Raw genomic sequence first — 20,050 nt, forward strand, 5'->3', positions numbered from 1 at the left:
AACATGCAAATCATTCTGCTCGACAAGGTTTTGAACCTTGGCAACCTCGGCGAAATCGTTAAGGTCAAAGACGGCTACGCCCGTAACTTCCTGATCCCTTCTGGCCGCGCCCGTCGCGCCACGGAAAAGGCCAAGCAAGAGTTCGAAGCCAAGCGCGCCGAGCTCGAAAAAGCTGCTGCAGCCAAGCTGGCTGAGTCGCAAGCCCTGGGCGCAAAGCTCGGCGGCACGACCATCAAGCTGACGCAAAAAGCCGGTGTGGATGGCCGTCTGTTTGGTTCCGTGACCAACGCCGACATCGCCGAAGAGCTGACCAAGCAAGGCTACAAAGTGGCCAAAGCCCAAGTCCGCCTGCCTAACGGCATGATCAAGACCACCGGCGACAACACCGTGAACGTGGCTTTGCACACCGACGTGGTTGTGGAAATCACCGTTTCCGTCTACGGCGAAACCGCTTAATCAGCGTTTCTCTGTAAGAGGCCGCCAGGGTGCAAATCCTGGCGGCCTTTTCCTTTGGGCCGTAAGGTTATGCCGGGGTTGTCCCCAGGCTTATCCACGGTTTGCCCCCAGACTTGTGCCTCGACGTAGCCAGGTTCGCCGCGTAGCATCCAGCCTCACCCCAGGAATCCCACTCCCCATGTCTGCTGTTTTCCCCGCTTTGGACGAATCCTATGGCCAGGACCGTCAAATTGCGCAGCTGCGCATTCCCCCCCATTCCATAGAAGCCGAATCCAGCGTGCTGGGCGGCCTGTTGCTCGACAACAATGCCTGGGACCGCGTGGGCGACCTGCTCAAGGACGATGATTTCTACCGTTACGAGCACCGGCTGATTTTTGCCGCGGTGCGCGAGCTAATCAACGCCAGCAAGCCGGCCGACGTGATTACCGTGTTCGAGCGGCTGCAAAGCATAGGTAAGTCGGAAGAGGTCGGCGGCCTGGCCTATCTGAACTCGCTGGCCCAGTACGTGCCCAGCGCCAGCAATATCCGCCGCTACGCCGAGATCGTGCGCGAGCGCGGCATCCTGCGCAAGCTGGTGACGGCCAGTGATGAAATCGCCACCAACGCCTTCAATACCCAGGGCCGACCCGTCGACAAGATCCTTGACGAAGCTGAACAGAAGATCTTCAACATCGGCGAGGAGGGCGCGCGCAACAAGCAGGGCTTCCAGGCGATGGAAACCCTGGTCGTCGACCTGCTGGACCGGGTCCAGGAGATGGCCGACAACCAGAACGATGTGACCGGTGTGCCTACTGGCTTCTACGACCTGGACCGCATGACCTCGGGCCTGCAAGCCGGCGACATGATCGTGCTGGCCGCCCGTCCGTCCATGGGTAAGACCGCCTTCGCCATCAATATCGCCGAGCATGTGGCGCTGAAAGAAGGCCTGCCGGTGGCGGTGTTCTCCATGGAAATGGGCGCCTCCCAGCTGGCGATCCGTATCGTCGGTTCGATCGGCCGCATCGACCAGGGCCATTTGCGCACCGGCAACCTGACCGACGACGAATGGCCGCGCCTGGCCGAGGCCGTCGAGAAGCTGCGCACCGTGTCGCTGCATATTGATGAAAGCCCGGGCCTGAGCCCGAGCGAGCTGCGTGCCAACGCCCGCCGGCTGGCGCGCCAGTGCGGCAAGCTGGGCCTGATCGTGGTCGATTACCTGCAGCTGATGAGCGGCTCGGGCAGCAGTGGGGGTGGCGACAACCGCGCCACCGAGCTGGGCGAGATTTCCCGCGGTTTGAAGATGCTGGCCCGGGAGTTGCAATGCCCGGTGATTGCCCTGTCGCAGCTGAACCGCAGCGTGGAGCAGCGCCCCGACAAGCGGCCGATGATGAGCGACTTGCGCGAATCCGGCGCTATCGAGCAGGATGCCGACATCATCATGTTCATTTACCGCGACGAGTACTACACCAAAGACGCCTGCAAGGAGCCGGGCGTCGCCGAAATCATCATTGCCAAGCAGCGGAACGGCCCGACCGGCACGGTCAAGCTGGCCTTCCTGCGCAACATCACCAAGTTTGAAAGCCTGGCCAGCGGTGGCGGGGACTATTAAACCCCCCGGCTGCAGAAACAGAAATATGAATCGCTCTGAAATTGATAGCGCCCTGCGCACGTTGGATAAGCACCAAGGCCAGTTTTTACGTACAACTCCGTTGTGGAAGCTGTCCGGCGCCTCACTGGGACTGGCGTGTGCCGAGGTTTGGCTCAAGCTCGAACATCTGCAGGTCGGCGGCAGCTTCAAGGCCCGTGGCATGCTGAACCGCTTGCTGGCCAATCCGATTCCGGATGCGGGGGTAGTGATTGCTTCCGGCGGCAACGCAGGCATCGCCACCGCCGCTGCAGCCCAGGCGCTGGGCGTACGGTGCGAAGTGTTCGTGCCTACGGTGTCGCCCGAAACCAAGCGGGCCCGGCTGCGCGACTTGGGTGCCGACGTCGTGGTCACCGGCGCGGTCTATGCCGAGGCTTTCGAGGCCTGCATGGCGCGCCAGAAAGCCACCGGGGCCTTGTTGACCCATGCTTACGACCAGGTCGAAGTATTGGCCGGTGCTGGAACGCTGGCCGCAGAAATCGAGGCCCAGGGCGGATTGCCGGACAGCGTGCTGGTGAGTGTCGGCGGAGGTGGCCTGATCGGTGGCATTGCCGGCTGGTTCGAACAGCGCAGCCGCGTCGTGGCCCTGGAGCCGGAGCGCGCGCCCACCCTGCACAGCGCCCGCCAGGCCGGCGAGCCGGTGGATGTGGCCGTCGGTGGCATTGCTGCCGACTCGCTGGGTGCCAAACGCATAGGTCAGCTGGGCTGGGAAGTCACCCAGCGCCAGGTGCGCGACAGCCTGCTGCTGTCCGACGAGGCGATCGTGGCGGCCCAGCGCTGGCTTTGGAAAGAGCTGCGGCTGGCGGTGGAGCCGGGAGCGGCCCTCGGGCTGGCGGCCCTGCAAACCGGCGTCTACCAGCCGCGCGCCGACGAGAAAGTGGCGCTGATCCTGTGCGGCGGCAACGTCGATCCGGCCGGTTTGGGCTGAAATTAGAATACTTACATGCTAGACATCACCTATCTCCGTAAAGACCTCGACGCCGTCGTTGCCCGCCTGCAGACGCGCAAGAACCCCCAGGCATTTTTGAACGTGGAAGCCTTCAGCGCGCTGGAATCTGAACGCAAAACCATCCAGACCCGCACCGAGGAACTGCAGGCCCAGCGCAACAGCCTGAGCAAGCAGATTGGCCAGCGCAAGGCCAAGGGCGAGAGCGTGGACGACGTGATGGCTGCCGTCGCAGGCATCAAGGACGAGCTGGAAAGCTCGGCCGTCCGCCTCGACCATCTGCAAACCGAGCTGCAAAGCCTGTTGCTGGCCGTACCGAATCTGCCGCACGCCAGCGTGCCGGTCGGCGCGGACGAGAGTGGCAATGTGGTGGTACGGACCTGGAGCCCCACTGATCGTGCGCCTGGTGCTATGGATTTCGCAGCTAAAGACCATGTGGACCTGGGCGAGCCCCTGGGCCTGGACTTTGAAATGGGCGTCAAGCTCACCGGTTCGCGCTTTACCGTGATGCAAGGCCCTATCGCCAGATTGCACCGTGCGCTCGCGCAGTTCATGCTGGATGTGCAGACCACCGAGCACGGCTACACCGAGTGCTATGTACCCTACATCGTCAATGCCGACTCGATGCGCGGCACCGGTCAGCTACCCAAGTTTGAGGGCGACCTGTTCGCCGCCAAAAAGGGTGGGCAAGACGGCGAAGCCGTGCCGGACAACAGTGCGCTGTACCTGATCCCGACCAGCGAAGTGCCGCTGACCAACTTCGTGCGCGACACCATCGCTGCCGAGGCCGATCTGCCGATCAAGCTGACTGCGCACACACCGTGCTTCCGCTCCGAAGCGGGCAGCGCCGGTCGCGACACCCGCGGCCTGATCCGCCAGCACCAGTTCGACAAGGTGGAGATGGTGCAGATCGTCCATCCCGACACCAGCTACGACGCGCTGGAGCAGATGACCGGCCACGCCGAAGCCATTCTGCAAAAGCTGGGCCTGCCATACCGTGTGATGGCGCTGTGCACCGGTGACATGGGTTTTGGCGCTGCCAAGACCTACGACCTGGAAGTCTGGCTGCCCGCGCAGAACACCTACCGCGAAATCAGCTCGGTCTCCAACTGCGAAGCCTTCCAGGCGCGGCGCCTGCAGGCTCGGTTTAAAAATGCGCAGCGCAAGAACGAGTGGCTGCACACCTTGAACGGCTCCGGCCTGGCAGTGGGCCGCACCTTGGTGGCGGTGCTGGAGAACTACCAGAACGCCGATGGCTCGGTCACCGTGCCCGAGGTGCTGCGGCCTTATTTGGGCGGTTTGGCGCAATTGGGCTGAGTCGGCGCGCAGAGTCGCACCAAGGCCTGCTAGAATTGCAGGCTTGCCAAATATTGCAGTTGCAGTTTTTGGCAAGTACAGAATCAGGAAAGGTGGCAGAGTGGCCGAATGTACCTGACTCGAAATCAGGCGTACCGCAAGGTACCGTGGGTTCGAATCCCACCCTTTCCGCCAAGAACAAACGCGCTATCCACTATGGGTAGCGCGTTTTTTTACGTCTATGGCATGCTGCGAGGCTTCAAAACCCAACCCTCACAAACTGACCATATTGCACAGCTCCAGCCCGGGCGAGCCCAGGTTGTAGCCATCGCCTTTGCAGACCAGGTGGATGGTTTGGCCCCGTTTGAGCAAGGCGGCGGCTTCTTCTGCGGGCAGTTGCCGGATTTTGACGAGGCCGTTATCGCTTTCCATGCCTTCGACCAGGGTCACCTTTTTGTCGAACCGGGCGGCGATGGGCATGAAAGAGCCTGATTTAAGGTAGACCACCAGGGCACCGAACATATCGCGCGATACCAGGTCCACTGCGGTTTCCACCAGCAGGGTTTTGCTCTTGTACTTTTTGTCGGCGGCGGTTTCGCTGGACTTATAGGCCTGCATCAGTGTCTGGCCATTCAGGCGGATGGTCTTGCCGGCATCCGCTTCGGCCAGCATGTTCCGTACAAATTTCTCTGCCTCCGGGGTTGCGAAGGTATGGGCATTGCCGGCAAAGGCGGAGCTGCATGCAAGAAAGGTGAGGGCGAGACTGGCGGCGATGCGCCGTGGCCGGATGCTGGCGCGTGTGGACATGGCTTCATGCTACCAAATCACTGCACCGCCGTTACCGCAGATTATTTCTGCGACGGCGGGCACGTGATTTGCTGCTGGCCTGCACAGGGCGTAGACAATAGTCCGAGTTTCAGTCCCTGCCTCTTCGTACAAGGAACCGTGCCATGCCACTTGTTGTGTTTAACCAAAAGGGTGGGGTGGGCAAGTCCACCATCACCTGCAACCTGGCCGCGATCAGTGCCAGCCAGGGACTGCGTACCCTGGTGATCGACTTGGACCCGCAGGGCAATTCCACCAGCTACCTGCTGGGTGCCCAGGCGCGCGACGACCAGCCGACGGTGGCCGGGTTTTTTGAACACTGCCTGAGCTACAGCCTGCGCACGGTATTGCCAACCGATTTCGTGGTGGCCACGCCGCACGAAAACCTGCACGTGATGCCGTCCAGCCCGATGCTGGGCGAGTTGGAGAGCAAGCTGGAGTCGCGCCACAAGCTATACAAGCTGCGCGAAGCCTTGCAGCAGCTGGCGGCCGGCTACGACCGCATTTACATCGACACGCCGCCGGCGCTGAACTTCTACACCCGTTCGGCCCTGATGGGCGCCCGGGCCTGCCTGATTCCGTTCGACTGCGATGAGTTCGCCCGCAAGGCGCTATACACCTTGCTGGACAACGTGGCCGAAATCCGCGCCGACCATAACCCCGGCCTGGTGGTGGACGGCATCGTGGTCAACCAGTTCCAGCCGCGCGCCAACCTGCCGCAGCGCATGGTGAACGAACTGGTGGGCGAGGGCCTGCCGGTGCTGCAGCCGTATCTGCCGTCGTCGGTGAAGATCCGCGAGTCGCACGAGCAGTCTCTGCCCATGGTCTATCTGGACCCGCAGCACAAGCTGACCCAGGCCCTGGTCGCCTTGCATGGCGTGTTGCAAGGCCTGCGCCCTGCCTAGGCTGCGATTGCTATTGATGTAATAGCATCTGGCGCTGATGAAATCAGCGCCAGAGCCTGATTTTTCATACATCCTTGAAACCTGGCTGGCAGATCTGCTGGCGGCATGGCCGCAGCCGCGTGCCGACCTGCCTGCCACTTTGTGCTTGACGTGGACACGGGTTGCAAGGCATAGTAATAACAAAATTACTTAGATTTTGTATTAACTGATATATATATTGCAATGATAGAAAACCAATCCTCCGCGCCCTCCGTGTACCCCAGTCTGCGCGGCAAGTCTGTATTCGTGACAGGCGGTGGCAGCGGTATAGGCGCGGCCATGGTGGCCGCGTTTGTTGCGCAGGGCGCCCGCGTGGCCTTTGTCGACGTGGCCGAATCCGCCAGCCAGGCGCTGGCCCAGCAGCTGGCGGCTGCCGGCCATGCCGCGCCCTGGTGGCGTAAATGCGATGTCACCGATGTGGTGGCCCTGCAGTCGGCGGTGGCCGATGCGGCCAGTGCGCTTGGCGACTTCTCGGTACTGGTGAACAACGTTGCCAGCGACGACCGGCATACCTTGGAGTCGGTCACCCCCGACTATTACGACCAGCGTATGGCGATCAATGAGCGGCCGGCGTTTTTTGCCATCCAGGCGGTGGTGCCGGGCATGCGCCGGCTGGGTGCGGGTTCGGTGATCAACCTGGGCTCTACCGGTTGGCAGGGCAAGGGCGCGGGCTACCCCTGCTACGCGATTGCCAAGTCGTCGGTGAACGGCCTGACCCGCGGGCTGGCCAAAACCCTGGGCCAGGACCGCATCCGCATCAACACCGTGTCGCCCGGCTGGGTGATGACCGAGCGGCAAATCAAGCTTTGGCTGGACGCTTCGGGCGAAGAAGAGATCAAGCGCAACCAGTGCCTGCCCGACAAGCTGCGGCCCGACGATATTGCGCGCATGGTGCTGTTTCTGGCCTCGGACGACGGCGCCATGTGCACCGCGCAAGAGTTCAAGGTCGACGCAGGCTGGTCTTAATCCATTTTCTGCGCGTTATTCGATCTCCAGCTTGCAGCCGTACAGCGACAGGCTGGCGGTCTTCAGCGCCTTCAGCATCACCTTGGCTGCTGGCGAGGGCAGGCGGTCGGTGCGGGTGATCAGGCCAAAGGCATCCATATGGCAGGGGATCTCCAGCGGCACGATGGAAATGATGCCGTGGGCCGCGTAGTAGCGGGCCACGTCGGCGGCGATCACCGCCAGCATGTCGCTTTGCTGCAGCATGCGGGTGATGAACAGCAGCGCGGCCGACTCGATCACATTGATCGGCGGCGCCAGCCCTTCTTCCTGGAACATCAGCTCGAACCGGTGCCGCAGCACGCTGCCGGCCGGCGGCACGATCCAGCCCGTGGCCACCACGTCGCGCAGGGTCAGACCGGTAATCCCCAGCATGGGGTGGCCAGTGCGGGCGATGGCGCAGACCGGCTCTTCGATCAGCGGCTCGTAGCGCAGATTGGTCTTGTCGTGCTCGGCAAACAGCCGGGCCACCAGGATGTCGAGTTTGCCTTGCTGTAGCCGTTCGATCAGCACCGGGCTGGTTTCGATCTCCAGGGCGATGCGCAGCGTGGGCTGCTCCTGCTTGACCATGCCCACCGCGGTGGGCAGCAGCGTCAGCCCGGGGGAGGTGATGGCGCCCACACTCACCTGGCCGAAGCGCCCGGCCTTGAGTGCGGTCAGCTCCTCGTGCGCCTGGTTCAGGCTGGCCAGGGCCACGCGGGCATGGCGGATCATGGTTTCGCCATACCAGGTGGGGCGCATGCCGCGCGGCAGGCGGTCAAACAGCGGCACCTCCAGCACATCCTCCAGGTCCTTCAGCAGCTTGGAGGCAGCGGGCTGGGTCATGTTCAGCACCTGCGCCGCCCTGTGGATATTGCCTTCTTCGGCCAAGGCCACCAGCAAAAGCAGCTGCCTGGTTTTCAGGCGTGCGCGGATGAACCAGTGGGTGTAATTGGTCATGGGGTTTTCCAGAATGTGAACATTGATATGTATTTTGTCCAAAAATCAATTGGATTGATACCAGTTTTGTTCATAGACTCTCGCCAACTTTCGTAATAAAGCATTCATGAAATTCGGCGAGTTACCGCAGAACGCCCGGCAGTACATCAACGGCCGCTGGGACACCGGTGTCACCACGGGGATCAGCCATAACCCGTCTGACACCCGTGAGGTGGTGGCCGAGTACGCCCGTGCCGACCGCAGCCAGACCGAGTTGGCGATCCGCGCCGCCGCCGAGGCGCAGCCTCAATGGGGCTACAGCACGCCACAGCGCCGGGCCGACGTACTGGACCAGATCGGCAGCGAAATCCTGGCCCGCAAGGCCGAGCTCGGCCTGCTGCTGGCACGTGAAGAGGGCAAGACCCTGCCCGAAGCGGTAGCTGAAGTGGCCCGGGCCGGCCAGATATTCAAGTTTTTTGCCGGTGAGGCGCTGCGTACCCCGGGTGAATCCATGGCCTCGGTACGGCCCGGCGTGCATGTCGATGTATCGCGTGAACCCGTGGGTGTGGTGGGCATCATCGCGCCGTGGAACTTTCCGCTGGCGATTCCGGCCTGGAAGATTGCGCCGGCGTTGGCCTATGGCAACAGCGTGATCTTCAAGCCTGCTGAGCTGGTACCCGCCTGTGGTTGGGCGCTGGCCGAAATCATCAGCCGCGCTGCGCTGCCTGCAGGCGTCTTCAATCTGGTGATGGGCAGTGGCCGCGAGGTTGGCCAGACCCTGGTGGATAGCCCACGCGTGCAGGCCATCAGCTTTACCGGTTCCGCCGCCACTGGAGAACGGATTTTGCAGTCCGCTGCCGCACGCCGCGCCAAGGTGCAGCTGGAAATGGGTGGCAAGAACCCGCTGGTGGTGCTGGCCGACGCCGATCTGGAGCAGGCGGTGGATTGCGCGTTGCAAGGCGCCTACTTTTCCACCGGCCAGCGCTGCACTGCCTCCAGCCGCCTGATCGTCGAAGCCAGCGTGCATGATGCCTTTGTGGCACGTCTGCGCCAGCGCATGGCAAGCCTGAAGGTCGGCCATGCGGTGGACCGCGATACCCAGATCGGTCCGGTGGTGGACCAGAGCCAGCTGGACGAAAACCTGGCCTGGATCGCCATTGCGAAGGCCGAAGGCGCCGAGCATGTGGTGGGCGGCGACCTGCTGAAGCGACCCACCCCAGGCCACTACATGAGCCCCGCATTGTTTTTGGCCAAGCCCGAGCACCGGGTAGCCCGCGAAGAGGTGTTCGGTCCCATCGCCTGCGTGCTGCGCGCCGACAACTACGAGCACGCGCTGGCCCTGGCAAACGACACGCCGTTCGGGCTGTGTGCGGGTATCTGCACCACTTCGCTCAAACACGCCATGCATTTCAAGCGCCACGCCGAGGTAGGGATGACCATGGTCAACCTGCCTACCGCGGGCGTTGATTACCACGTACCGTTCGGGGGACGCAAAGGATCGAGTTACGGTCCACGCGAACAAGGGCGTTACGCCGCAGAGTTCTACACCACCGTCAAAACCGGCTACATGCTGGCCTGACTGGATGGGCAGGGCAACAACTAAACCAACTAGGAGACATCATGCAAATCAACCGTCGTAACCTGGCCATCGCACTGGCCGCCGCTCCACTGGCTGGCATGCTGCCAGGCACCGTGTTTGCCCAGAAGAAAATTGTGCTGGGTTTCAGCCAGGTGGGCGCCGAGAGTGAATGGCGTACCGCCAATACCGATTCGATCAAGGCTTCGGCCAAAGAAGCCGGTATCGAGCTGAAGTTCTCCGATGCACAGCAAAAACAGGAAAACCAGATCAAGGCGATCCGCTCCTTCATCGCCCAGAAAGTGGACGTGATTGCGTTCTCGCCCGTGGTCGAGTCCGGCTGGGAAACCGTGCTGCGCGAAGCCAAGGCCGCCAAGATCCCTGTGGTGTTGACCGACCGTTCGGTAAACGTCAAAGATGATTCCTTGTACGTTTCGTTCATGGGTTCGGACTTCACCGAAGAAGGCCGCAAGGCGGGCCGCTGGTTGGTCGAAAAAATGAAGGACCAAAAGGGCGATGTCAACATTGTCGAGCTGCAAGGCACCGTGGGCTCTGCACCGGCGATCGACCGTAAGAAGGGCTTTGAAGAAATCATCAAGGCCGATCCCAAGTTCAAGATCATCCGTTCGCAAACCGGCGACTTCACCCGTGCCAAGGGCAAGGAAGTGATGGAAGCCTTCCTCAAGGCCGAGGGCAAGAAGATCAATGTGCTGTATGCGCACAACGACGATATGGCGATTGGCGCGATCCAGGCGATCGAAGAAGCCGGTATCAAGCCCGCCAAGGACATCATCATCATCTCTATTGATGCGGTCAAAGGCGCGTTCGAAGCCATGATTGCCGGCAAGCTGAATGTGTCGGTGGAATGCAGCCCGCTGCTGGGCCCACAGTTGATGGCCGCTGTCAAAGACCTGAAGGCTGGCAAGACCTTGCAAAAACGCATCGTCACCGAAGAAGGCATTTTCCCGATGGAAGTTGCCGCCAAAGAGTTTCCTTCGCGTAAGTACTGATCCTGACCCCCACGGCGTGCCTGACACTGGGCACGCCTTTTTAAACCCTACGGAGACAATCCTATGAAACGTACCTTTATCAAAACCATGTTGGCCAGCCTGGCCTTGGCGGCTCTTGGCGTCGCCCCCCAGGCCTTTGCGCAGGACAAGGGCTCCATCGGCATTTCGATGCCAACCAAGTCGTCTGCTCGCTGGATCGCTGACGGCGACAACATGGTCAAGGTGCTGAAAGACCGCGGCTACAAGACCGATCTGCAGTACGCCGACGACGACATTCCTAACCAACTGGCCCAGATCGAAAACATGGTGACCAAGGGCGTTAAGGTCTTGGTGATTGCTTCCATCGACGGCACCACGCTGTCCAAGGTATTGCAAAACGCTGCCGACAAGGGGGTCAAGGTCATTGCCTATGACCGCCTGATCAAGGGTTCGAAGAATGTGGATTACTACGCCACCTTCGACAACTTCCAGGTTGGCGTATTGCAAGCCGGCACCATCGTCGACAAGCTGGGCTTGAAGCAGGGCAAGGGTCCGTTCAACATCGAACTGTTCGGCGGTTCGCCAGACGACAACAACGCCTTCTTCTTCTATGACGGCGCCATGAGCGTGTTCAAGCCTTACATCGACAGCGGCAAGCTGGTGGTGCGCAGCAAGCAAATGGGCATGGACAAGGTTGGTACGCTGCGTTGGGACGGTGCTGTGGCCCAGGCCCGCATGGACAATCTGCTGTCCGCCTTCTACACCAAAGACAAGGTGGACGCCGTGCTGTCGCCTTACGACGGCATCTCCATCGGTATTCTCTCGTCGCTCAAAGGCGTGGGCTATTGCACCAAGACCCAGCCTTGCCCTGTAGTGAGCGGCCAGGATGCAGAAGTGCCATCCGTCAAGTCCATCTTGCGCGGCGAGCAGTACTCGACCATCTTCAAGGACACACGTGAACTGGCCAAGGTCACCGCCAACATGGTGGATGCCACCTTGTCCGGTAAGCAGCCTGAAATCAACGACACCAAGACCTACAACAACGGTGTGAAGGTCGTACCTGCCTACCTGCTCAAGCCCGTGGCAGTGGACGCATCCAACTGGAACCCAATCCTGATCGGCAGCGGTTACTACAAGGAATCGCAGGTCAAGTAAACCTGTGCGGTAGCCATGGTCCTGCGCCGCAAGGCGCAGGACCATTTTTCGGTTGAGGTTTGAAGCTGCTTTCAGCAGAAGGAATAGGCGTTGAAAACGATCCTAGAGATGCACGACATCCGCAAGACATTCCCCGGAGTGGTTGCGCTGAACAAGGTGAACCTGCGCGTCCGCGCGGGTGAAATACATGCTCTCGTCGGCGAGAACGGCGCGGGCAAATCGACCCTGATGAAGGTCTTGTCGGGCGTGTACCCGCATGGTTCCTACACCGGTGAAATCCACTACCAGGGTGAAGAGCGTCGCTTCAAGGGCATACACGACAGTGAACAGCAAGGCATCATCATCATCCACCAGGAGCTGGCACTGGTGCCGCTGCTGTCGATTGCCGAGAACATCTTCCTGGGCAACGAGACCGCCCGCAATGGTGTGATCGACTGGATGGCTGCGCACAGCCAGACCCAGGCGCTGTTGAAGAAGGTCGGACTGAAAGAATCCCCCACCACGCTGATCACCAATATCGGCGTGGGCAAGCAGCAGCTGGTGGAAATCGCCAAGGCGCTGTCCAAAGAGGTCAAGCTGCTGATCCTGGACGAACCCACCGCCAGCTTGAACGAAACCGATAGCGACGCCTTGCTGGCCCTGCTGCTGGAGCTCAAGGCCCATGGCATTGCCTGCATTCTGATCTCGCACAAGCTCAACGAGATTGCCAAGGTGGCCGACTCCATCACCATCCTGCGGGACGGCACTACGGTGGAGACTTTGGATTGCCGGGCCGAATCTATCAGCGAAGACCGCGTGATCCGTGGCATGGTGGGCCGAGAAATGGCCGACCGCTATCCCAAGCGCACACCCCATATCGGCGAAACTGTATTCGAGCTGCGCGACTGGCGTGCCTACCACCCGCAGCATGCGGACCGCGAAGTCGTCAAGAACATCAGCCTGACCGTCAAGCGCGGCGAAATCGTCGGCATCGCCGGCCTGATGGGCGCCGGCCGGACCGAATTGGCGATGAGTGTGTTTGGCCGCTCCTGGGGCCAGCGCATCAGCGGCAAGGCGCTGCTGCACGGCAAAGAGATCGATGTGTCCACGGTGCAAAAAGCCATCAGCCACGGCCTGGCCTACGTCACCGAAGACCGTAAGGGCAACGGCCTGGTACTCAGCGAAGACATCCAATGGAATACCTCGCTGGCCAACCTGGACGGCGTGTCGCATGCAGGGGTGATCGATGACGGGCGCGAGTTCGCGGTGGCGCAGAGCTACCGCGAAAAAATGCGCACCCGCTGCTCGGGCGTAGACCAGAAGGTGGTCAACCTTTCGGGTGGCAACCAGCAAAAAGTGGTGCTCAGCAAATGGCTGTTCACCAACCCCGAAGTGTTGATCCTCGACGAACCCACACGCGGTATCGACGTAGGGGCCAAGTTTGAGATCTACACCTTGATTGCGCAACTGGCCGCCGAAGGCAAATGCGTGATCGTGATTTCGTCGGAAATGCCCGAACTGTTGGGCTTGTCCGACCGCATCTACGTGATGAACGAGGGCCGTTTCGTGGCCGAAATGCCCACGGCCGATGCCAGCCAAGAAAAAATAATGCGCGCCATTGTGAGCGCGAACTAGAGCTTTGAATCATGGAAAACACCACCCCTGTCCCCGCTGTACCTGCCGCACCGGCCGTTAAGTCCGGCCTCAGCTTCCTGAAGAACAACCTGCGCGAATACGGCATGTTGATCTCTTTGGTGGCCATCATGGCTTTCTTCCAGGTCATGACCGACGGCACGCTGATGCAGCCCTTGAATCTGACTAATCTGGTATTGCAAAACAGCTATATCGTCATCATGGCGCTGGGCATGCTGTTGGTGATTGTGGCGGGCCATATCGACCTGTCGGTGGGCTCGGTGGTCGGCTTCGTCGGCGCCCTGGCTGCCGTGCTGATGGTCAACTACGAATGGCATTACCTGCCCACCGCCTTGGTGTGCCTGTTGGTCGGCGGCATCATCGGTGCGGCACAAGGCTACTTTGTGGCCTTCTTCCGTATCCCTTCTTTCATCGTCACGTTGGCGGGCATGCTGGTGTTCAAAGGTTTGGCGCTGGCGTTGCTGCAAGGGCAGTCGGTCGGCCCTTTCCCTGAAACCTTCCAGATGCTCAGTTCGGGCTTTATTCCCGACCTGTTCAGCAGTGAATCATTGCGTTTGACCTCTTTGCTGTTGGGCATCGGTGTGGCGTTGGCGCTGGTGGTGGGCGGCGTGCGTGCGCGCTCCAACCAGTTGCAGCACGGCATCGCGTCGGAACCCTTGGCCTTCTTCCTGGGCAAGATGGCCATCTTCTCGGCGATCCTGATCACCTTTAGCTACCTGCTGGCGTCCTACAAAGGCCTTCCGAACGTACTGATCGTCATGGCTTTGTTGATTGCGGTGTTTGACTTCGTCACCAGCCGCACCACCATTGGTCGGCGCATCTATGCCTTGGGCGGCAACGAGAAGGCCGCCAAGTTGTCGGGCATCAAGACCGAGCGCCTGGCGTTCTACACCTTCATCAACATGGGCGTGCTCGCGGCGCTGGCCGGCCTGGTGTTTGCCGCACGGCTGAACACCGCCACCCCTAAGGCGGGCCTGGGCTTCGAGCTGGACGTGATTGCCGCTTGCTTCATCGGCGGCGCCTCGGCTTCGGGCGGTGTAGGTAAGGTGATGGGTGCTGTGATCGGCGCCTTCATCATGGGCGTGATGAATAACGGCATGTCCATCATGGGCATCGGCATCGACTACCAGCAGATCATCAAGGGCTTGGTGTTGTTGGCCGCCGTGTTCGTCGACGTCTACAACAAGAACAAGGGATGACCAGCGCCGGCGCTCTGCCCGTGCTGGAGCTCACGGGCATCGACAAATCCTTCTCGGGGAACCAGGTGCTGCGCGATGTGCAGCTGCGCCTGTATCCCGGCGAAATCCATTCGCTGATGGGGCAGAACGGCGCGGGCAAGTCCACGCTGATCAAGGTGCTGACTGGCGTGTTGGAGTCCAACGGCGGGCAGATGGTCATGCAGGGCCAGTCTATCCGCCCCGATTCTCCGCTGGCGGCCCAGAAGCTGGGTATCAGCACGGTGTACCAGGAGGTGAACCTCTGCCCGAATCTGTCGGTGGCCGAGAACGTGTTTGCAGGACGTTATCCGCGTTGCGGCATGTCCCAGGGCTACCGCATCGACTGGGCCGCGGTGCACCGCCGGGCGCGCGAACTGCTGGCGCGTATCGGGCTGGATATTGACGTAACGCAGCTGCTGTCCAGCTACCCGGTGGCGGTGCAGCAGTTGGTGGCGATTGCGCGTGCGTTGGGCGTGGAGTCCAAGGTTTTGATTCTTGACGAGCCGACTTCCAGCCTTGATGAGGACGAAGTACAGAAGCTGTTTGCCGTGCTGCGCCGCCTGCGCGGCGAGGGCCTGGCGATTCTGTTTGTCTCGCACTTCCTGAACCAGGTGTATGCCATTTCCGACCGCATCACGGTACTGCGCAATGGTTCCTGGGTCGGTGAGTGGATGGCCAGTGCACTGGAGCCGCAGGCTTTGATCTCCGCCATGCTGGGGCGCGAATTTGCGGCCCAGGCTGCGCGTTCTGCGCAGCAGCGCGAGGGCGTCGAAGATGCCGTGGTGTTGCTGGATGCCCAGGGCCTGGGCCAGGCCGGGCGCCTGCAGCCGGTGGACCTGCGCGTGCATGCGGGCGAGGTGCTAGGCCTGGCCGGCCTGCTGGGCGCGGGACGCACCGAGCTGGCGCGTTTGCTGTTTGGCCTGGACACGGCCGACCGTGGCAAGCTGCAGATCGATGGGCAGACCGTGCAGTTCTCGAACCCGGCCGATGCGGTGCAGCATGGCATCGCACTCTGCCCCGAAGAGCGCAAGACCGACGGCATCGTTGCCGAATTGTCGGTGCGCGAAAACATTGCCCTGGCACTGCAGGCTCGGCTGGGCTTGCGCAAGTTCCTGTCGCTGGCTGAGCAGACCACACTGGCCGAGCATTTCGTCAAGACGCTGGGCATCAAGACCGCCAGCATCGAGACCCCCATAGGCCTGCTGTCCGGCGGCAACCAGCAAAAAGCCGTGATTGCCCGCTGGCTGGCCACCGACCCGCGCCTGCTGATTCTGGACGAGCCGACCCGCGGCATCGACGTGGCGGCCAAGCAGGAAATCATGGAAGAGATATTGCGGTTGGCGCGCGGCGGCATGGCTGTGCTGTTTATCTCCAGCGAGATGAGTGAAGTGGTGCGCGTATCCGACCGCATCGCCGTGCTGCGGGACCGCAGCAAGGCGGGCGAACTACCCGGTGGTAGTACCGAAGACGAAGTTTACGAAATGATTGCGGCTGGGCATGCTTAATAATCTAATGCGGCACCGCCTGGCGTGGCCATTGCTGACGCTGCTATTACTTTTGATAGTCAACGTGGTTTTCAACCCGGGCTTTCTGCATATTGAATGGCGCGATGGCCATCTGTACGGCAGCCTGATCGACATCCTGAACCGGGCTGCACCGCTGGTGCTGGTGTCCTTGGGCATGACGCTGGTGATTGCCACCCGCGGCATCGACATCTCGGTCGGTGCGGTGGTGGCGATTGCGGCGGCCCTGGCCGCCTGGATGATCGGCGGATCGCTGGTGGTACAGGACGGGGTGGCCGTGCATGCCAGCCGCTTCCCCATGCCGCTGGCGATTCTGGCGGCGCTGGGCGTGGCCGTGGTCTGCGGGCTGTGGAACGGTGTGCTGGTGGCCCGCATCGGCATGCAGCCCATCATTGCCACGCTGATCCTGATGGTGGCCGGGCGCGGCATTGCGCAGCTCATCACCGGCGGGCAGATCATCACCATCTACTACGCGCCGTTCTTCTTCCTGGGCAGCGGCTACTGGCTGGGCCTGCCGTTCTCGCTGTTCATCGTCGCCCTGGTGTTCGGCGTGCTGCATGCGGCGATGACGCGCACCGCGCTAGGCTTGTTCATCCAGTCCGTCGGTATCAACCCGGTGGCGGCGCGCGGCGTCGGCATCCAGGCGCGCAGCCTGACGGTGTGGGTTTATGCGTTCTGCGGTTTCTGTGCCGGCGTGGCCGGGCTGTTGATCAGCTCCAACGTCAAGAGTGCGGACGGCAACAACGCTGGCCAGCTGCTGGAGCTGGACGCAATTCTGGCCGTGACGCTGGGCGGCACGGCGCTGACCGGCGGGCGCTTCAGCCTGGTCGGCAGCGTGATCGGCGCACTGATCATCCAGACCCTGACCTATGCCATTTATTCGTTGGGCGTACCGCCCGAGATCAACCTGGTGGTGAAAGCCGTGGTGGTGTTCGCCGTGATGCTGCTGCAGTCGGCCGAGTTCCGCGCCACTGTCGGCGTGTGGGTCCACCGCCCAGCCGTTACCGGGAGCCGCGCATGAGTGCCGCGCCGGGCCGCCCCAAGCAAGCTCGCACCGCAGTGCGCAGCACGAAGGTTATGCAATGAGCACCGTTCTACCTGGCAATATGCCAACACCGTCATCCGTATCGGCTCCGCGTCCGGTGGCCCGCATCAATCCCAAGTTCCTGCCGCTGGTGGCGACGATTTCGTTGTTCCTAGCCATGGCGACCTTGGGGTCGGTGTTCTACGACGGTTTCTTCTCGCTGCAGGTGTTCTTGAATCTGTTGATCGACAACGCCTTTCTGGTGATCGTGGCGGTGGGCATGACCTTCGTGGTGCTGTCTGGCGGTATCGATCTGTCGGTGGGCTCGGTGATCGCTTTCACCACCATGGTCTCGGCTTCGCTGGTGGAAAACCACGGCTGGAGCCCGGCGCTGGTGATTCCGCTGGTGCTGCTGATGGGCACGGCGTTTGGTGCCTTCATGGGCTTTCTGATCGAACGCTTTCGCCTGCAGCCCTTCATCGTCACGCTGGCCGGCATGTTCCTGGCGCGCGGCCTGTGCTATCTGATCAGCATCGACTCGATCAGCATGACCAATGCCTTCTATTCCGAAGTCTCGCAAATGCGGATTCCGGTATGGGGCGATGCCTCGGTGTCGATTGGCGCGCTGATCGCTCTGGTGGTGCTGCTGGCAGCGGTGTTTGTGGCGCATTGCACTCCCTTCGGCCGCACCGTGTATGCGGTGGGCGGCAGCGAAAGCTCGGCGCTGCTGATGGGCTTGCCGGTGCGCTCCACCCTGATTGGCGTGTACACGCTGTCGGGTTTTTGCTCGGCACTGGCCGGGGTGGTGTTCACCTTCTACATGCTGTCGGGCTACGGCCTGCATGCCGTGGGCATGGAGCTGGACGCGATTGCCGCCGTGGTGATCGGCGGCACGCTGCTGACCGGTGGCTCGGGTTACATGCTGGGCACGCTGTTTGGCGTGCTGATGCTGGGCATCATCCAGACCCTGATTTCCTTTGACGGCTCCTTGAGCTCCTGGTGGACCCGCATCGTCGTTGGTGCGCTGCTGTTCCTGTTTTGTCTGCTCCAGCGCGTATTTGCTGCGCGTAAATCCACCCACGCTTGATTTTCTGAAAACCTACTATGACTGATAAACCTAAAAAAATGCGCTCTGCGGAGTGGTTTGGCTCGGCCGACAAGAACGGCTTCATGTACCGCAGCTGGATGAAGAATCAGGGTATTCCCGACCATGAGTTCGACGGTCGCCCCATCATCGGTATCTGCAATACCTGGTCGGAGCTGACTCCCTGCAACGCCCACTTCCGCAAGATCGCCGAGCATGTGAAGCGCGGCATCTTCGAGGCTGGAGGCTTCCCGGTCGAGTTTCCGGTGTTCTCCAACGGTGAATCGAATCTGCGCCCCACCGCCATGCTGACCCGCAATCTGGCCAGCATGGACGTGGAGGAGGCCATCCGTGGCAACCCCATCGACGCGGTGGTGCTACTCACTGGCTGCGACAAGACCACGCCTGCTTTGCTGATGGGCGCGGCCAGCTGCGACATCCCGGCCATCGTCGTCACCGGCGGCCCCATGCTGAACGGCAAGCTGGATGGCAAGAACATCGGCTCCGGCACGGCCGTCTGGCAGCTGCATGAATCGCTGAAAGCTGGCGAGATCAACGAACACCAATTCTTTGCCGCCGAAGCCGGCATGTCCCGCTCGGCCGGCACCTGCAACACCATGGGCACGGCCTCTACCATGGCCTGCATGGCAGAAGCCCTGGGCACCTCGCTGCCGCATAACGCCGCGATTCCCGCAGTGGATTCGCGCCGCTACGTGCTGGCCCATATGTCGGGTTCGCGCGCTGTGGAGATGGCGCGCGAAGGCCTGACCCTGTCCAAGATTCTGACCCGCGAAGCCTTCGAGAACGCCATCCGTACCAATGCCGCCATCGGCGGCTCGACCAATGCCGTCATCCATTTGAAAGCCATCGCCGGCCGCATCGGTGTGCAGCTGGACCTGGAAGACTGGACCCGCATCGGCCGCGGCACGCCGACCATCGTCGATCTGCAGCCCTCGGGCCGCTTCCTGATGGAGGAGTTCTACTACGCCGGTGGCCTGCCCGCCGTGCTGCGGCGCCTGGGGGAGAACGGCTTGCTGCCACACCCCAATGCGCTGACGGTCAATGGCAAGTCGATGTGGGACAACGTACGCGAAGCCCCGCAATACAACGACGAAGTGATCCGCCCCATCGACAACCCGCTGATTGCCGACGGCGGCATCTGCATCCTGCGCGGCAACCTGTCGCCGCGCGGCGCGGTGCTCAAGCCATCGGCAGCTACGCCCGCGCTGCTCAAGCACCGCGGCCGCGCCGTGGTGTTCGAAAACCTCGAGCACTACAAGGAACGCATCGTTGACGAAAACCTGGACATCGACGCCAGCTGCGTGATGGTGATGAAGAACTGCGGCCCCAAGGGTTACCCCGGCATGGCCGAGGTCGGCAATATGGGCCTGCCGCCCAAGCTGCTGCGCCAGGGTGTGAAGGACATGGTGCGCATCTCCGACGCCCGCATGAGCGGTACGGCCTACGGCACCGTTGTGCTGCATGTGGCGCCCGAGGCTGCTGCCGGTGGCCCGCTGGCTGCCGTGCGCGATGGCGATTTCATCGAGCTCGATTGCGAGCAGGGACGTTTGCATTTGGACATCAGCGACGCTGAGCTGGCCGAGCGCTTGGCGGCTTTGGCCGGCAATGCGCCCAAGCCTTTGTCCGGCGGTTACGCGCGTTTGTACGTGGACCATGTGCTGCAGGCCGACGACGGTTGCGATTTCGACTTCCTGGTTGGCTGCCGTGGCTCCACGGTGCCCCGCCATTCGCATTAAGTACGCCCCCAGGCTGCGCGCACTGCGTGTCGCTGCGCCAACCCCCTGCCGGGGGCAACACCTACGGCCCGGCGGAGCCGGT

General features: G+C 61.7%; 17 protein-coding genes and 1 tRNA gene. 16 read left to right on the forward strand and 2 right to left on the reverse strand.

Annotated features, from left to right (window positions below; genetic code table 11):
• Positions 1-3 precede the first annotated feature (3 nt).
• From rplI to J2X19_RS03150, 5 genes are all read left to right on the forward strand, one after another.
• On the forward strand, positions 4-456 hold the full coding sequence (gene rplI / locus J2X19_RS03130; protein WP_092761759.1) for a 50S ribosomal protein L9: 453 nt from the start codon (positions 4-6) through the stop codon (positions 454-456).
• Positions 457-634: 178 nt separating this feature from the next.
• Complete coding sequence (gene dnaB, locus J2X19_RS03135; protein WP_116604896.1) at positions 635-2,044, forward strand: replicative DNA helicase; 1,410 nt, start codon at positions 635-637, stop codon at positions 2,042-2,044.
• Positions 2,045-2,069: 25 nt separating this feature from the next.
• A complete protein-coding gene (locus tag J2X19_RS03140; protein ID WP_310370560.1) occupies positions 2,070-3,008 on the forward strand; it encodes a threonine/serine dehydratase in 939 nt (312 codons plus the stop codon).
• Positions 3,009-3,023: 15 nt separating this feature from the next.
• Positions 3,024-4,343 (forward strand): serine--tRNA ligase, encoded by a 1,320-nt coding sequence (gene serS, locus J2X19_RS03145; protein ID WP_310370562.1) that lies wholly within the window; start codon positions 3,024-3,026, stop codon positions 4,341-4,343.
• Positions 4,344-4,429: 86 nt separating this feature from the next.
• Positions 4,430-4,517, forward strand: a tRNA-Ser gene (locus J2X19_RS03150).
• Between the two features lie 78 nt (positions 4,518-4,595).
• On the opposite strand, the gene J2X19_RS03155 is transcribed toward J2X19_RS03150, so the two are convergent.
• Complete coding sequence (locus tag J2X19_RS03155) at positions 4,596-5,129, reverse strand: OB-fold protein (RefSeq protein ID WP_310370564.1); 534 nt, start codon at positions 5,127-5,129, stop codon at positions 4,596-4,598.
• Positions 5,130-5,272: 143 nt separating this feature from the next.
• Here J2X19_RS03155 and J2X19_RS03160 point away from each other — a divergent pair, with 143 nt between their 5' ends.
• Positions 5,273-6,052 (forward strand): ParA family protein, encoded by a 780-nt coding sequence (locus tag J2X19_RS03160; RefSeq protein WP_116604889.1) that lies wholly within the window; start codon positions 5,273-5,275, stop codon positions 6,050-6,052.
• A 222-nt stretch (positions 6,053-6,274) separates the two neighbouring features.
• On the forward strand, positions 6,275-7,057 hold the full coding sequence (locus J2X19_RS03165) for an SDR family NAD(P)-dependent oxidoreductase (protein ID WP_310370568.1): 783 nt from the start codon (positions 6,275-6,277) through the stop codon (positions 7,055-7,057).
• 15 nt (positions 7,058-7,072) lie between these two features.
• Here J2X19_RS03165 and J2X19_RS03170 read toward each other — a convergent pair whose 3' ends face one another.
• A complete protein-coding gene (locus tag J2X19_RS03170; RefSeq protein ID WP_116604885.1) occupies positions 7,073-8,032 on the reverse strand; it encodes a LysR family transcriptional regulator in 960 nt (319 codons plus the stop codon).
• Positions 8,033-8,138: 106 nt separating this feature from the next.
• Between J2X19_RS03170 and J2X19_RS03175 the strand changes: the two genes are divergently transcribed.
• The 9 genes from J2X19_RS03175 to J2X19_RS03215 all read left to right on the forward strand — a co-directional run bounded on the left by J2X19_RS03175 (position 8,139) and on the right by J2X19_RS03215 (position 19,968).
• Positions 8,139-9,590, forward strand: coding sequence for an aldehyde dehydrogenase family protein (locus J2X19_RS03175; RefSeq protein WP_310370571.1), 1,452 nt, complete (start codon positions 8,139-8,141; stop codon positions 9,588-9,590).
• Between the two features lie 41 nt (positions 9,591-9,631).
• A complete protein-coding gene (locus J2X19_RS03180; RefSeq protein ID WP_116604881.1) occupies positions 9,632-10,597 on the forward strand; it encodes an ABC transporter substrate-binding protein in 966 nt (321 codons plus the stop codon).
• A gap of 63 nt (positions 10,598-10,660) precedes the next feature.
• Positions 10,661-11,731, forward strand: coding sequence for a multiple monosaccharide ABC transporter substrate-binding protein (chvE, locus tag J2X19_RS03185; RefSeq protein ID WP_116604879.1), 1,071 nt, complete (start codon positions 10,661-10,663; stop codon positions 11,729-11,731).
• Between the two features lie 108 nt (positions 11,732-11,839).
• The gene (mmsA, locus tag J2X19_RS03190; RefSeq protein ID WP_116604877.1) at positions 11,840-13,345 is read left to right on the forward strand and encodes a multiple monosaccharide ABC transporter ATP-binding protein; all 1,506 of its coding nucleotides are present in this window, start codon (positions 11,840-11,842) and stop codon (positions 13,343-13,345) included.
• Positions 13,346-13,356: 11 nt separating this feature from the next.
• On the forward strand, positions 13,357-14,562 hold the full coding sequence (gene mmsB / locus J2X19_RS03195) for a multiple monosaccharide ABC transporter permease (protein WP_116604875.1): 1,206 nt from the start codon (positions 13,357-13,359) through the stop codon (positions 14,560-14,562).
• Positions 14,559-16,085, forward strand: coding sequence for a sugar ABC transporter ATP-binding protein (locus tag J2X19_RS03200; protein WP_310370576.1), 1,527 nt, complete (start codon positions 14,559-14,561; stop codon positions 16,083-16,085). The genes mmsB and J2X19_RS03200 overlap by 4 nt, the downstream gene beginning before the upstream one ends.
• Positions 16,086-16,092: 7 nt before the next feature.
• On the forward strand, positions 16,093-17,124 hold the full coding sequence (locus J2X19_RS03205) for an ABC transporter permease (protein WP_116604871.1): 1,032 nt from the start codon (positions 16,093-16,095) through the stop codon (positions 17,122-17,124).
• A 61-nt stretch (positions 17,125-17,185) separates the two neighbouring features.
• Positions 17,186-18,214, forward strand: a complete 1,029-nt coding sequence (gene yjfF / locus J2X19_RS03210; protein ID WP_310370578.1) for a galactofuranose ABC transporter, permease protein YjfF — start codon at positions 17,186-17,188, stop codon at positions 18,212-18,214.
• Positions 18,215-18,231: 17 nt separating this feature from the next.
• Positions 18,232-19,968 carry an IlvD/Edd family dehydratase gene (locus J2X19_RS03215; RefSeq protein ID WP_310370580.1) on the forward strand — a complete coding sequence of 579 codons (1,737 nt, stop codon included), beginning with the start codon at positions 18,232-18,234 and terminating at the stop codon, positions 19,966-19,968.
• Positions 19,969-20,050 lie beyond the last annotated feature (82 nt).

It is taken from the genome of Rhodoferax ferrireducens, from assembly GCF_031458075.1.
GTDB classification, from domain to species: Bacteria; Pseudomonadota; Gammaproteobacteria; order Burkholderiales; family Burkholderiaceae_C; genus Rhodoferax_B; species Rhodoferax_B ferrireducens_A.